We start from the raw sequence: 14,077 nt of genomic DNA on the forward strand, positions 1-14,077 counted from the left end.
TGCAAAAGCGGCTGCGCCATCCCTTACAGCCAGATTGAAAGGACGATCGATGCCCTATGCTGGAAGCTGCCACTGCGGCGCAGTCACCTTCACCGTGACCGCCGATGCGCCCACCGAAGCTATGTCCTGCAACTGTTCCCATTGCCGCCGGAAAGGCTTCCTCCTCACCTTCGTGCCCGCCGACCAGTTCACCCTGAGCAGCGGCGCGGACAATCTGACCGACTACAAATTCTACAAGCACCAGATCACCCACCGCTTCTGCAATATCTGCGGCACGCAATCCTTTGCGGAGGGGGAAACCCCTGACGGAGCGATCCGGGCTGTCAACCTGCGCTGCGTACCTGACGTCGATCTGGACACGCTCAAGATCAACAAGGTTGACGGGGCGAGTTTCTAGCTCCTTGGACGCTGGTGACAGACTGACTTTGCGCTGTCACGCACACTCCCTATATGGGCGCTTTCGCGCTTCGGGCGCGCTTCACTTATGGAGCAGTTGAATTGAGCAAGGTTCTGGTCATTGGCGCGGGCGGCGTCGGGTCTGTCGCGGTTCACAAGATGGCGATGAACAGTGACATTTTCAGCCATATCACGCTCGCCAGCCGCCGCATCATCAGCTGCGAAAAGGTCGCCGAATCGGTGAAGGCCCGCACCGGCGTCACCATCGACGTAGCGCAGGTCGACGCCGATAATGTCGAAGAGACCGTCGCCCTCATTGAAAAGGTCCAGCCCAAGCTCGTCGTGAACCTCGCGCTGCCTTATCAGGACCTCGCGATCATGGACGCGTGCCTCGCGACCAAGACCGACTATCTCGACACGGCCAACTACGAACCGCGCGACACAGCCAAGTTCGAATATAGCTGGCAATGGGCCTATCAGGAACGCTTCAAGGAAGCAGGCATCATGGCCCTGCTCGGCTCGGGCTTCGACCCCGGCGTCACCAGCGTCTTTGCGTCCTACATCAAGAAGCATCTGCTCGACCGCATCGACACGCTCGACATTCTCGACTGCAACGGCGGCGACCATGGCCAGCATTTCGCGACCAACTTCAATCCGGAAATCAACATCCGCGAAGTCACCGCGCCCTCCCGCCATTGGGAAGGCGGCAAATGGGTGGAGGGCCCGGCGCTCAAGCACAAGCAGGTGTTCGACTTCGACCAGGTCGGCGAGAAGAACATGTACCTCATGTATCATGAGGAACTGGAAAGCCTCGCCAAGCACTACCCGGAAATCAAGCGCATCCGCTTCTGGATGACCTTCGGCGACGCCTATCTCAAGCATCTCGAAGTGCTCCAGAATGTCGGCATGACGCGGATCGACCCGGTCATCTACAACGGCCAGGAAATCATCCCGCTCCAGTTCCTGAAGGCCGTACTCCCCGAACCGTCGAGTCTAGGGTCGACTACCAAGGGCAAGACCAACATCGGCGACATCGCGACCGGACAGAAGGACGGGGCGCAGAAGACCGTCTATGTCTACAATGTCTGCGACCATGAGGACGCCTATGCCGAAACCGGCAACCAGGCAGTCAGCTACACCACCGGCGTCCCAGCCATGATCGGCGCGGCACTCATGCTTACTGGCGCGTGGAAAGGTGAGGGCGTGTTCAACATCGAACAGTTCGATCCCGATCCCTTCATGGACATGCTGAACAAGCACGGCCTGCCCTGGCAGGTAAAGGAACTGGACGCGCCGCTGGATTTCTAAAGTTAGGAAACGTCATCCCAGCGAAAGCTGGGATCTCGTGCCTCTACGCCGTGCCCTCTCGCCTGAGACCCCAGCGTTCGCTGGGGTGACGGAGAACGTTTGATGGAAACCAAAGCCGGCGATCCGGCCGCCTTCGCCCATTTCGACCTTTACAGCGTCCCCTCGCCCGCCTTCGTGGTGGATGAGGCAGCGATCCGCCGCAATCTCGCTATCCTGCGCGAGATCGGCGATCGCGCAGGGATCAAGGTATTGGGGGCGCTCAAGGCCTTCTCCATGTGGTCGCTGGGCGGGGTCGTGGCCGAATATCTCGACGGCGTCTGCGCGTCGGGCATCTACGAAGCCCGTCTCGGGCGCGAGGAATATGCGGGCCAGGATGGCGGCAAGGAGGTCGCCACCTATTGCGCAGCCTACAAGCCCGAAGATCTCGCCGAAATCCTCAAGATTTCCGACCATGTGATCTTCAACAGCCCCGGGCAGATCGAGCGGCTCCGGCCCGTCATCGACAATGCGCGCATGAACGGTGTGAACTTCGACATTGGATTGCGCATAAACCCCCTCCACGCCGAGGGAGAAGTGCCCAAATACGATCCCTCGCAGCCGCACAGCCGCCTCGGTTTCCCGATCGATCAACTCCGGCCAGAGCATCTGGATGGCGTGGACGGCCTCCACGTCCACAATCTCTGCGAACAGGACTTCCTGCCGCTCGAACGCACCTGGGCGGCCATCGAATCACGCGTCATGCCGCATGTCAGTGGTCTAAAATGGCTGAACTTCGGCGGCGGACATCATGTCACGCGCGCCGATTATCAGATCGAGGACCTGATCACCTTCCTGCAGCGTATCAAGGCGCAGACCGGGCTCGATCTGTATATCGAACCGGGTGAGGCCATGGCCCTCGACGCTGGCATCCTCATCGGGGAAATCCTCGACGTCATCGACAACGGCATGCCCGTCGCCATCACGGACATTTCCGCAACATGCCACATGCCGGACGTCATTGAGGCCCCCTACCGCCCTGCCATGCTCCATGAACGGGACGAAGGGCCGGTAACGCGACTCGGTGGTCCGTCCTGCCTGGCGGGTGACATTATCGGAGACTATCGAGTCCCCGGCGGCGCGACTCCGGGACGGCGGATCGCCTTTCTCGACCAAGCGCACTACTCGATGGTAAAAACCAACACCTTCAACGGCGTACCGCTCCCGGGCATCTGGCTTTGGAACTCGCAGACTGGTGAACTCCAGGAAATCCGGCGTTTTTCATACCAGGACTTCAAGGCCCGTCTCTCCTGACGCACATTTCGTAGCGAGGCGCGCAACAAAATTTACGGGCGCGCTTTACAGGGGGGCACCTGCCGCATATATCGCCCTTCCGCTGCCCCATGGGACTTCCACCGCAAGGCAGCTTGTTTGCCCACGACTACACTGGAGGTCCCTTGAGTTGCACAAGCACCATAGCGCGCTGGGGGTAGCAACCGCCCTCAAACCGGCAGCACCGGTAACGCTGATCCGCCCGCAGGCTGCGGCCCGCGCCGCCCGATTCTTCTCTGAGAAGTTTCCGGGGCGCTCGCTTTATGCCGTGAAGGCCAATCCCTCGCCGGACTTGCTCCGGACCTTGTGGGACAGCGGAATTACGCATTATGACGTCGCCTCGATCGCCGAGGTTCGCCTCGTCGCGGAAACGCTGCCGCAAGCGAAGCTGTGCTTCATGCATCCCGTGAAGGCCGAAGAAGCCATCGCGGAAGCATATCATGTCCATGGCGTGCGCACCTTCTCGCTCGACACGATCGACGAGCTGGAAAAAATTCTGCGCGCGACCCATGAAGCCACCGACCTTGAGCTCTGCGTTCGCCTGCGCGTCTCCTCCGAACATTCGGAACTGAGCCTTGCGTCCAAGTTTGGCGCAGAACTCGGCGAAACCCGCGAACTGCTGATGGCCACCCGCCAGGCGGCTGACGCGCTTGGCATCTGCTTCCATGTCGGTAGCCAGGCCATGAGCCCGCAAGCCTATAGCGATGCTATCGAGCGTGTTCGTGCGGCGATTGTCGATGCGGCCGTCACGGTCGATATCATCGATGTCGGCGGCGGCTTCCCGTCGGTCTATCCGGGCATGGAACCGCCAGCGCTGGAGGCCTATTTCGACGCCATCTATCGCGGTTTCGAAAGCCTGCCGATCAGCTATTCGGCGGAACTATGGTGCGAACCCGGCCGCGCATTGTCGGCGGAATATAGCTCCATCATCGTGCGGGTCGAGCGCCGTCGCGGCACGGAACTGTACATCAACGATGGCGCTTATGGCGCTCTGTTCGATGCGGCCCATGTCGGCTGGCGTTTCCCGGTCGCCCTGTTGCGCGAAGAGGAAAGCGAAGCGGAAAACGCGCCTTTCTCCTTCTACGGCCCGACCTGTGACGATATGGATCATATGGCCGGTCCTTTCATGCTGCCCGACGATGTGGCTGCCGGCGATTATATCGAAATCGGCATGCTGGGCGCCTATGGTGCGGCCATGCGCACCGGCTTCAACGGCTTCACATCGGAAGCGATCATCGAGGTTGAGGACGAGCCGATGGCGAGCCTCTACGCCGATCCGGTCCCGGCACGCCGTCGCGCAACTGTAATCAAGCTGGGCTAAAAGGCTCAAGCTCCCCTTTGGAGAGGGTGCCTGTTCCCTCGCCGCAAATATGCGGCGAGGGTTCATTTTATGGGCGGCGGAAAACAGCTGCCAGTTCGACATGGGTCGACCATCGAAATTGGCCGACCGGCTTCACCTTGTCCAGAACATAGCCGCTCGCCACAAGATGCGCAGCATCCCGCGCGAAGCTCGCCGGATTGCACGAAACATAAGCGATCACCGGCACGACCGACGCCGCCAACTGCATCACCTGCTCCCGCGCACCTGCGCGCGGCGGATCGATGATCACCGCCGCGAACCGGTTCAGCTCTTCAGGCACAAGCGGTCGCCTGAACAAATCACGATGATCAACCACCATTCGCCGCTGCGCGCGATTGGCCGCAACCTTGAGCGACAGCATCAAGTCACGCGCACCCTCCGCGGCATAAACCGGACGCTCCTTGCCCACTCCGAGAGCGAATGTGCCCAGCCCGCTAAACAGGTCGGCCACCGCGCCTCCCGGCGGCAATGCCTCGCGCACAACCTCCAACAACGCTGCTTCGCCATCCGGCGTCGCTTGAAGAAAAGCGAACGGAGGAAAGGCGACCGGCACGCCGCCGAATGTCATGGTCGCAGGCTCAGGCTCCCAGCGGGTCTGCTGGCCATCACCTTCATCGATCGTCAATCGCGCGAGGCCTTGAGCCGCTGAGAAATCCCGTAAACCCTCGTCCGCGGCGAGGCCGGAAACGCCAACATTCTCCAGCAGCAGGTCGACGCCTTGGTCGATCAGGGACATCCGGACATGTGCAGCGCGCTTGTCAGCGAGAACCAGCGGCAGCAAAGCCCGAAGCGGCTCGACCAGAGCGAAGAGGCGGGGATCGAGTATCTCGCACATCGCAAGATCGATGAGCTTGTGGCTGCCCGACTCTGCAAAACCGATGGTGATCCGCCGCCCGTCTCGAGCCGCACGCAATGATGCGCGACGCCGGGTCTTCGGCGGCGACAGGTGAGGCGGCAACAGCGATTGAGGCGGGAGCGTCACCCCCTGTCCGGCCAGAGCGCCTGTGACACGCGCGGTCACGAACGCGCCCAAGCTCTCCTCGTCCACATGCTGTAGCTCGCATCCGCCACAGGCGGGGAAATGAACGCATGGAGCTTCGGCATGATGGGGACCCGCCACTAAACCGCCATCGGCCGTGACCCTGTCTCCAGGCGCTGCCAGCGGTACATGCCGCCCATCGGCGGTAACGCCATCACCCTTTGCGGCGATGCGTATTATGAGATCTTTGTCGATGTCGGTCACAAGCGGGAGGCGATAGCCGCTGGCAGCTGCGCAATCAAATCATCGGCGACAAAAGCGGCTCTCGCACGCCGCGCCGCCTCTCCATGGAGCCAGACCGCCTCGCAAGCCGCGCGAAACGGGTCGGCCACGACCGCCAGCCGCCCCGCCGCCAATCCTGCGAGAACGTCCCCGGTCCCCGCCGTCGACAGCCAAGGGGACGCGCCAGTTGCGACCGTGACGCGTCCATCCGGGGCGCCGATGACGGTGTCCGAACCCTTGAGGACAACCACCGCAGCAGATCGACGTGCTGCTTCACGGGTTCTATCGATCTTGCTGCCCGGCAAATCGCCAAACAACCGAACGAATTCACCTTCATGCGGCGTCAGGATCGATGAAGGAGGAATGTCCCCGACCTCCCCCTTTCCCAGCAATGTCAGAGCGTCGGCATCCAGCACCAACGGCCGTCCACATCGCAACACGGCGCTTAAGCGGCCCACGGCGTTCTGATCTCGCCCAAGGCCAGGCCCGGCCAACACCGTCGCCAGCCTCTCGTCGCTTAATTCAGCCTCCACGCAGTCGGCTTGGAGCGCCTTCACCCTAACGATTGCATCCGATCCCGAAAGCTCACCGACTGCTCCCAGAAGGCGAACCATTCCCGCACCCGATCGCGCAGCCGCCTCGGCCGCGAGCAGCCCCGCCCCTGCCATGCTCCCGCCAACCACCGCAACCAGACCCCGGCTATATTTATGATCAGCACCCCTCGGCGCTTCCAAATGAGGCGCAGCAAGACGGTGCGCCTGTGCGCTCGCCGCGACGCCGATGTCGGCACAGATCAGCCGCTTGAAGCTCCCGGCAGCAGGGTGCAAAACATGAGCAGGCTTCAGCGCGCCCAAAGCAATGCAGACGCCAAATTGCGGAACCGCCGACAGCAAGGCCCCGCTATCGGTCTCAACACTGCTCGGCAGGTCGACCGCATAGCTGAAGGCCGCCTGTTCCGTCAGGCACCTCAATCTATCAGCAACAGCGCTGTCCAGCCCACGCGACAGGCCGGTTCCGAACAGGGCATCGACAATCTGCGTGGCGGGCGCTGCATCCTCCAGAGTTTCTACCGGACCGCCCCAGGACGAGCGCGCCCGTCGGGCAGACTCCGTGCGACTCTCTCCCAAGGCAGCCACTCGCACCGGCACCCGGCGCGCCCTCAACAAGCGAGCGACCACATAACCGTCACCGCCATTATTGCCAGGACCGCACAGTAGCAGAAGGTCGCGCCTGCCCCCCGCACGCCAGATTATCTCCGCAACAGCCGCACCCGCCCGCTCCATCAGCTCATATTCGGCTATGCCGCTGGCGATCGCCGCCTGTTCGGCTTCCCGCATCTGCGCGGCGGTCAGGATCGGCAGATCGCTCAAGGCGCTGCTGCTCGGGAAATAGTGGCAGGTAACCGGTAACGATCGTCCCCCGCGCTGACTTCGATCTGGTCATCGCCAACGATGGCGATCTTGGCCGGTTCGGCGCCATCGGCTGAGGCGACGCCCCGCTGGTCTTCGAGCATCCGGAACCGGCGAAATCCGCCGTCGGGATGACGGATCGTCAAAACCCGCCCATCCTGCTCGACCGAACAGGATCGCTCCCATTTCGCGCCAGCACCGGTTGCGCAATCGGCAACCGCCTGGCGGGCGGCTGACGAGCCTTCAAATGGGTGAGCAGCCTTGTCTCCGCCTTGGTCACACGCGGCCAGGGCGAGGCACATAAGCCCCGCCCCGGCAATCTGTTCAGATATCCGCATAGACATGGGTTTCGGTCTTCGCTCCCGGGTGCGTCACTGCCCCCTTGTAAGCCGGTCCCACATTCTGCGCATAGCGCCAGAGAGCGCCTGACTGATAATCATTCTGGCGCGGCTTCCAGTTCTTCTGCCTCTCGGCGAGGACGGATTCGGAAACCTTGAGGTCGATCGTGCCAGCTTCCGCGTCGATGGCGATGATGTCGCCATTCTCTACCAGCGCGATCGGACCACCTTCCGCAGCCTCCGGCCCGACATGCCCGATGCAGAAGCCACGCGTGGCGCCAGAGAAGCGGCCGTCCGTGATCAATGCCACCTTCTCGCCCATGCCCTGACCATAGAGCGCGGCCGTGGTCGACAGCATCTCGCGCATGCCGGGGCCACCCTTTGGCCCTTCATAGCGGATGATGATGACCGAACCTTCGGCGATGTCCCGCGCTTCGACTGCTGCGAAGGCGTCTTCCTCACAATCGAAAACCCGCGCCGGGCCTTCAAACTGGAGGCGATGCATGCCCGCCACCTTCACGATCGCACCATTGGGGGCCAGTGAGCCCTTCAGGCCCACGACGCCGCCCGTGGGGGTGATCGGCGACTTGACGTCATAGATGACCTTCTGGTCCGGGTTCCAGCTGACTTCATCGATATTCTCGGCGATCGTCTTGCCGGTGACGGTCATGCAGTCACCATGCAGCAGCCCGTTGTCGAACAGGGTCTTCATCAGCATGTAGACACCGCCTGCCTCATACATATCCTTGGCGACATATTTGCCGCCGGGCTTGAGGTCAGCGATGTAAGGCGTCGACTTGAAGATTTGCGCCACGTCGAACAGGTCGAAATCGATGCCGCATTCATTCGCCATGGCGGGCAAGTGCAGCGCGCCGTTGGTCGATCCGCCAGTCGCCGCGACGATGCGCGCCGCATTCTCGAACGCTTCGCGGGTGCAGATATCGCGCGGACGGATATTCTTCGCCAGCAGTTCCATGACCTGACGGCCAGCGGCAACGGCGACCTCCTCACGGCTCTTGTAAGGAGCAGGCGCCATATTGCTGTTGGGGAGCGAAAGGCCGATCGCTTCGCCCACGCATGCCATCGTATTCGCGGTGTACTGACCGCCGCATGCACCATGTCCGGGGCAAGCGACCTTTTCGAGCGCGATCACATCCTTGAGCGGACAAGCGCCCGCCGCATATTTGCCCACGACCTCGAATACATCGACAACCGTGACGTCGCGATTTTCGAACCGGCCGGGCAGGATCGACCCGCCATAGACGAAGATCGACGGCACGTTCAGGCGCAGCATCGCCATCATCATGCCGGGCAACGACTTGTCGCATCCAGCGAAGGTGACGAGCGCGTCATAGCAGTGGCCACGCACCGAAAGCTCGACCGAATCCGCGATCACTTCACGGCTCGCCAGCGAGCTTTTCATGCCCTGATGGCCCATCGCAATGCCGTCAGTGACGGTGATGGTGTTGAACCGGCGCGGCATGCCGCCTGCCTCATTTACACCCTGACGGCAAAAATCCGCCTGCATGTCGAGCGTCGTGTTGCACGGCGCGCTGTCGTTGCCAGCCGAGGCGATACCTACGAAAGGACGGGCAATCTCTTCTTCGGTCAGGCCCATCGCGTAATAATAGCTACGATGCGGAGCGCGCTCCGGACCAACCGAGACATGGCGGCTCGGCAGTTTCGACTTGTCGAACGTATGAGACATAAAACCTACCCTTCTTGCGGCGCCTCCTTTCCAAAAAGGGACGAGTCACGCAAGGCTATTGCGGCATTGTAGCACGATGGGCCCGATTATGCTGGCGAAGCGGCTTTGCCCCTCCCCGCTTGTCACCAGATCCTGCCGCATTTCGATGCCGAGATAAGGGATACCGTTGGCTTCGGCGTGACGGTTCATGGTCGCGTTCAGCAGCCGCCCCGAATAGGGCAACTGGTCGCCCACCATCAGGCCCGCCCGCTCCAGCATGGGAATGGCGATGCGAGCGGCACGATCATCTTCATTGTAGAGCACGCCTATGTCCCACGGCCGCTCTGCCTGCGGGTCACTCGCCAGTTGCGGCGTGAAACTGTGCACCGACAGAATGAAGGGCGACGTCATTCCGTCGAGCAATCGGGCGATCTGATGATGATAGGGATGATGAAAGCGCATCATCCGGTCGGAAAGATCGGCATGCCGGTTGCCGGGGATCGGATGACCGTCGCTCATGACCGGCAGCAGGCCGGGTGCGTCATCCTCGCGATTGAGGTCGATCACCAATCTGGAAACACCGCCCAATATCGCGGTGCATCCCAACTGCTCCGCCAGCATCCGACTGACCTCCGCCGCACCGATGTCTATCGCGATGTGGTTGCCGAGCAGGGCGGGATCGATGCCAAGATCAATGTCGGCAGGCACATGGGCGGACGCATGATCCGCTATGATCAGCACATCAAGCGGCCCGCCATCGATTTGTGTGAAAGCCTCGCTCACGCCCCGCCGATCTCCGTTTCCAATGACCACCAGCCCGGTTGCCGTGCCGCTATATGGCGCGCCGCCGCTGCTCGGCTGTCCAAAGTATCGAAAAGGGCGAAGCAGGTCGCGCCTGATCCCGACATGCGGGCCAGGCGCACCCCCGGCTGCTCCCGCAAAAGGGCAATCACATCAGCAATGACCGGCGCGGCCCCGATCGCTGCCTCTTCCAGGTCGTTGCGGGCATCCACGATGAGGTCCTCCAGCGTTGACGCTGTCAAAGGACCTCTATCAACCCTGTCCCACCGGCTAAACACGCTGGCCGTCGATACGCCGACGCCGGGATTGACGAGCAGCATCGGAATCCCACTCAAACCGTCAATGTGGCACGGTTCAAGCACCTCGCCCCGCCCCCTGACCATCTGCGTGACACTGCTGACACAGGCAGGCACATCGGAACCCAGTTCCAGGCCGATCCGCTCCAGCTCGGCACGGGGCAATCGAGCATCCCACAAGCGATTGAGCAGTCGCAGCGCCGCCGCCGCGTCAGCCGATCCCCCACCGATGCCTGAAGCCACCGGCAGATTTTTCGTCAGCTTCAACCGCGCGCCCCGCTTCTCGCCAAGATGCTCCTGCAACTTCTTCGCCGCATTCACGACGAGATTGTCCGCACCAGCGCCCAGGGCCGCTCCAAAAGGGCCATCCAGCGTCAGGCTGATCTCGTTGCCAACGTCCAGGCATCCGCTCAGCCGATCGCCATCCGTCGCGAAGACGAACAGACTTTCGAGCGCATGATAGCCGTCGGCCCGCCGTTCCCGCACATGCAGGGCCAGGTTCACCTTGGCATAGGCAGTTTCGGTCAATGTCGCGGCGTCAAGGAGCGGCATATTCCGGCCTCATCCCCATTTTGGTTTTCGCATCAAGCCGCGCCGCGACGTCTCCTTCAGCGAACACCGCCGCAGCCCTCCAGGCATAGCGCGCTTCGAAGCGCCGACCGATGGCCCAGAGCGCATCGCCCAGATGCTCGTTGATCGTCACGTCGGCAGGGGCGCCCTCAGCAGCGCGCTCAAGCACCGGCACCGCAGCTTCGACATTTCCTGTCACGAAATGCGCCCATCCCAGAGAATCCGTTATCGACGCGTCGTCAGGCTTGAGCGCACTGGCTTTCTTGAGAAGCTCCAGCGCCGCTGGAACATTTTGCCGCCGCTCGACCTGTGCATAGCCGAGGTAATTCAGCACAGCCGGTTCATTCGGTGCGATCTTCGCCGCCCGCTCCAGCACCGCACGTGCTTCTTCCCAACGTCCCGCCTGCTCAAGGGCGCTCCCCCGCATCAGCAGCAATGCCCAAGGCACATTATCCGCAGCATAGCGTGTTTCGGCAGAATGAAACGCGTCCGCCGCGCCGCCAAAATCCTTCTCGCGGGCCAGCAACTGCCCAAGCCGCACCAGACGTTCCACGTCGGCGCCCGGAGCTTGAGCCAATCCGCGCGCCAGCGATATCGCAGCGCTGCTGTCGTCCGATGCAGCCCAGGCATTGACCAGAGCCGTCTGCCTGAGAGTCCCGAACCAGCCGCTTTCCACAACCTTGTTCAATTCCGAAACAGCCTGCTGCCCATGTCCTGCATCGGTCAGCAACTGCCCCAGCACCAGCCTGCCATCCGCTCCAGCTGGATTAGCGAAGCTCCCGATGCGCGCGAGCCTGATCGCCAGCATCCGCGTGCTTTCGTCCGATGAAATGTCCGAAGCCAAACGGGCAAGAAGGCGGCCAAAACCCTGTGCGGGGCTCAGCGCTCGCCCGATTTCGCCTCCGCTCCGACCATGCGCAATATCCTGCCGGGCCAGAACATAGTCGGCTTTCCCTTCAGGAAGCAGGGCCAACGCCTCGGCTCTCGCCTTTCGGCTGGCCAGTTGCGCCGCAAAGGTCAGCCGCATCTCGCCTAGCTCTACCGTTCGCAACGCCAACGCGCGGTTTATCGCTGGGCCAGCCGCGGCAGCATCTCCCCGCGCAAGCGCCTGAAGCGCGATATGCTCGTCGATGTAGCGCCGCCCCAGGGACGCGTAGCGATCTGCCGGATCAATCTCCGGCGGCACCGCTCGACCTTCCCCGATCGATATCCAGCTGCGGATTATCGGCGCAAGAAAGCCGAAATTCCCTTCTGCCGCTACACGGTCCGCAACTTGCCTCGCCGTCTTCCAGTCCCTGCGCACAAGCGCGTCGCCCAGGAACAGAAGCGTCCCGTCACGCGGCAGCACCCCCCGGCTGTCCAGCAACCTTGCCGACTGAAGCGCCAGCGCCATGTCCCCGCTGATCAGGCCATGCAGGTAGGACCGCCGCGCCACTGCCAAACTGCTCGCGTCTCCCGCCAGCGCGTCCCGATAGTTGCTGAGCGCGACGTTCGCCTCACCATAACTGTCGGCCAGTCGGCCGCGGGCATAGGCATGCAGCGCGCTCGACCGATCCACCGATGCGCCAGCGGGTAAGGCCAGCAGCATCGGCAGTGACATTGCGCAGAGCAGGCGCCTACATATTGGGATAGTTCGGCCCCCCGCCGCCTTCGGGCACGACCCAGTTGATGTTCTGCGTCGGGTCCTTGATGTCGCACGTCTTGCAGTGGACGCAGTTCTGGGCGTTGATCTGGAACCGGGGATTGCCCTCTTCCAAACCGACCACCTCATAGACGCCTGCCGGGCAATAACGCTGCGCGGGCTCGTCATAAAGCGGCAGGTTGTATGCGATCGGGATCGACGGGTCCTTCAGCTGCAGGTGAACCGGCTGATCTTCCTCATGATTGGTGTTCGACAGGAACACAGAGGACAGTCGATCGAAGCTGATCACCCCGTCAGGCTTGGGATAATCGATCTTGTGACCGATTTCCTTGGGCCAGATCTTTTCATTGTCCGGCTTGTGCTTCATCGTGAAGGGCAAGCCGATCTTCAGCGTGCGCATCCACATATCGACGCCCGCCAGCAGCGTACCGATCGTATTGCCGAACTTCGCCAGCAGCGGCTCCGCATTCTTGACCAGCTTCAATTCGTCCGCAACCCAACTGGAGCGCAGGCGGTCATCATAGTCGTGCAGCACATCGCGGGAGCGTTCGTTCTGGATTGCCTCGAAAGCCGCCTCCGCCGCCAGCATGCCCGACTTCATCGCCGTGTGCGTGCCCTTGATGCGCGGCACGTTGACGAAGCCTGCGGAGCAGCCGATCAGCGCACCGCCGGGGAAGACGAGCTTGGGCACCGACTGCCAGCCACCCTCGTTGATCGCGCGAGCGCCATAGGAAACGCGGCGGCCACCTTCCAGATATTCGCGGATCGCCGGATGCTGCTTCCAGCGCTGGAACTCCTCGAACGGATAGAGATAGGGGTTGCGGTATCCGAGGCCCACGACGAAGCCTAGAGCAACCTGCCCATTGGCCTGATGGTAGAGGAACCCGCCTCCATAGGCGTCCGTCAGCGGCCAACCCTGGGTATGGATCACCAGGCCCGGCTTGTGCTTGGCGGGATCGATATCCCACAATTCCTTCATGCCCAGGCCGTAGACCTGCGGCTCGCAATCCTTGTCCAGTTCGAACTGGCGCTTGAGGATCTTGGTCAGGTGGCCGCGCGCGCCTTCAGCGAAGAAGGTATATTTGGCGTGCAGTTCCAGCCCTGGCTGATAATCGCCCTTTCGATTGCCCTCGCGATCGATGCCCATGTCACCGGTCGCGACGCCCTTCACGCTGCCATCCTCATTGTAGAGGATCTCGGCAGCGGCGAATCCGGGGAATATCTCGACGCCCAATCCTTCGGCCTGCTCGGCCAGCCAGCGGCACAGATTGCCGAGCGAACCTGTATAGGTCCCTTTGTTGTGCATCCAGCGCGGCGTCGAAATATGCGGCACCGGCAATTTGCCGCGCTTCGTCAGGAACCAGTGCTGGTTGTCCCGCACCGGCGTTTCCGCCAGCGAGCAGCCCATGTCGCGCCATTCGGGGATCAGCTCATCAAGAGCACGGGGATCTATGACCGCGCCCGACAGAATATGAGCGCCGATCTCCGAGCCTTTTTCCAGAACGCACACCGCCAGTTCCTGGCCAGCGTCGTTGGCCAGTTGCTTCAGCCTGATCGCCGCGGACAGCCCCGCCGGCCCCCCGCCGACGATGACGATGTCATAGGGCATCGATTCCCGTTCGCTCATAATCCCTCCATCGGGACGAGCCGGATGGTTTGCCTCTCCTGTCCGGCCGCCGCGTTACTCAAACGATTTACCAC

General features: G+C 62.1%; 12 protein-coding genes. 4 read left to right on the forward strand and 8 right to left on the reverse strand.

Features of this window, described 5'->3' with window-relative positions; genetic code table 11:
* Nucleotides 1-49: 49 nt before the first annotated feature.
* The 4 genes from MU848_RS08625 (at nucleotide 50) to MU848_RS08640 (ending at nucleotide 4,333) form a co-directional block, all read left to right on the forward strand.
* Nucleotides 50-397, forward strand: coding sequence for a GFA family protein (locus MU848_RS08625; RefSeq protein WP_247231196.1), 348 nt, complete (start codon nucleotides 50-52; stop codon nucleotides 395-397).
* Nucleotides 398-498: 101 nt separating this feature from the next.
* Entirely contained in the window at nucleotides 499-1,704 is a 1,206-nt protein-coding gene (locus MU848_RS08630; protein WP_247231197.1) for a saccharopine dehydrogenase family protein, read from the forward strand.
* Nucleotides 1,705-1,806: 102 nt separating this feature from the next.
* Nucleotides 1,807-2,994 carry a carboxynorspermidine decarboxylase gene (locus MU848_RS08635; RefSeq protein ID WP_247231198.1) on the forward strand — a complete coding sequence of 396 codons (1,188 nt, stop codon included), beginning with the start codon at nucleotides 1,807-1,809 and terminating at the stop codon, nucleotides 2,992-2,994.
* Between the two features lie 148 nt (nucleotides 2,995-3,142).
* Nucleotides 3,143-4,333 (forward strand): type III PLP-dependent enzyme, encoded by a 1,191-nt coding sequence (locus MU848_RS08640; protein WP_201513851.1) that lies wholly within the window; start codon nucleotides 3,143-3,145, stop codon nucleotides 4,331-4,333.
* A 67-nt stretch (nucleotides 4,334-4,400) separates the two neighbouring features.
* Here the strand turns inward: MU848_RS08640 and MU848_RS08645 are convergent, their stop codons facing one another.
* Genes MU848_RS08645 through MU848_RS08680 form a run of 8 tightly spaced genes read right to left on the reverse strand, consistent with a single transcriptional unit; the run spans nucleotide 4,401 to nucleotide 14,003 of the window.
* On the reverse strand, nucleotides 4,401-5,615 hold the full coding sequence (locus tag MU848_RS08645; protein ID WP_247231199.1) for a class I SAM-dependent RNA methyltransferase: 1,215 nt from the start codon (nucleotides 5,613-5,615) through the stop codon (nucleotides 4,401-4,403).
* The gene (locus tag MU848_RS08650; protein ID WP_236574940.1) at nucleotides 5,612-7,003 is read right to left on the reverse strand and encodes an NAD(P)H-hydrate dehydratase; all 1,392 of its coding nucleotides are present in this window, start codon (nucleotides 7,001-7,003) and stop codon (nucleotides 5,612-5,614) included. Before MU848_RS08650 ends, MU848_RS08645 begins: the two co-directional genes overlap by 4 nt.
* Nucleotides 7,000-7,386, reverse strand: coding sequence for a hypothetical protein (locus MU848_RS08655; protein WP_247231200.1), 387 nt, complete (start codon nucleotides 7,384-7,386; stop codon nucleotides 7,000-7,002). The genes MU848_RS08650 and MU848_RS08655 overlap by 4 nt, the downstream gene beginning before the upstream one ends.
* Nucleotides 7,367-9,088, reverse strand: a complete 1,722-nt coding sequence (ilvD, locus tag MU848_RS08660; RefSeq protein WP_201513845.1) for a dihydroxy-acid dehydratase — start codon at nucleotides 9,086-9,088, stop codon at nucleotides 7,367-7,369. The genes MU848_RS08655 and ilvD overlap by 20 nt, the downstream gene beginning before the upstream one ends.
* A 45-nt stretch (nucleotides 9,089-9,133) precedes the next feature.
* Nucleotides 9,134-9,850 (reverse strand): N-formylglutamate amidohydrolase, encoded by a 717-nt coding sequence (locus MU848_RS08665; protein WP_247231201.1) that lies wholly within the window; start codon nucleotides 9,848-9,850, stop codon nucleotides 9,134-9,136.
* Nucleotides 9,847-10,716, reverse strand: coding sequence for a 4-(cytidine 5'-diphospho)-2-C-methyl-D-erythritol kinase (locus MU848_RS08670; RefSeq protein ID WP_247231202.1), 870 nt, complete (start codon nucleotides 10,714-10,716; stop codon nucleotides 9,847-9,849). The genes MU848_RS08665 and MU848_RS08670 overlap by 4 nt, the downstream gene beginning before the upstream one ends.
* Nucleotides 10,703-12,334 carry a tetratricopeptide repeat protein gene (locus tag MU848_RS08675; protein ID WP_247231203.1) on the reverse strand — a complete coding sequence of 544 codons (1,632 nt, stop codon included), beginning with the start codon at nucleotides 12,332-12,334 and terminating at the stop codon, nucleotides 10,703-10,705. Before MU848_RS08675 ends, MU848_RS08670 begins: the two co-directional genes overlap by 14 nt.
* Nucleotides 12,335-12,350: 16 nt before the next feature.
* Nucleotides 12,351-14,003 carry an electron transfer flavoprotein-ubiquinone oxidoreductase gene (locus MU848_RS08680; protein WP_247231204.1) on the reverse strand — a complete coding sequence of 551 codons (1,653 nt, stop codon included), beginning with the start codon at nucleotides 14,001-14,003 and terminating at the stop codon, nucleotides 12,351-12,353.
* Between the last annotated feature and the right edge of the window lie 74 nt (nucleotides 14,004-14,077).

This window comes from Sphingobium agri (assembly GCF_023051225.1).
In the GTDB taxonomy this organism is placed as follows: domain Bacteria; phylum Pseudomonadota; class Alphaproteobacteria; order Sphingomonadales; family Sphingomonadaceae; genus Sphingobium; species Sphingobium agri.

What these genes read in the sequence shown, in the direction of transcription:
- MU848_RS08625 (WP_247231196.1), top strand. Translation starts at nt 50, where the DNA reads ATGCCCTATGCTGGAAGCTGCCACTGCGGCGCAGTCACCTTCACCGTG.
- MU848_RS08635 (WP_247231198.1), top strand. Translation starts at nt 1,807, where the DNA reads ATGGAAACCAAAGCCGGCGATCCGGCCGCCTTCGCCCATTTCGACCTT.
- MU848_RS08655 (WP_247231200.1), bottom strand. Translation starts at nt 7,386, where the DNA reads ATGTCTATGCGGATATCTGAACAGATTGCCGGGGCGGGGCTTATGTGC.
- ilvD (WP_201513845.1), bottom strand. Translation starts at nt 9,088, where the DNA reads ATGTCTCATACGTTCGACAAGTCGAAACTGCCGAGCCGCCATGTCTCG.
- MU848_RS08670 (WP_247231202.1), bottom strand. Translation starts at nt 10,716, where the DNA reads ATGCCGCTCCTTGACGCCGCGACATTGACCGAAACTGCCTATGCCAAG.
- MU848_RS08675 (WP_247231203.1), bottom strand. Translation starts at nt 12,334, where the DNA reads ATGTCACTGCCGATGCTGCTGGCCTTACCCGCTGGCGCATCGGTGGAT.
- MU848_RS08680 (WP_247231204.1), bottom strand. Translation starts at nt 14,003, where the DNA reads ATGAGCGAACGGGAATCGATGCCCTATGACATCGTCATCGTCGGCGGG.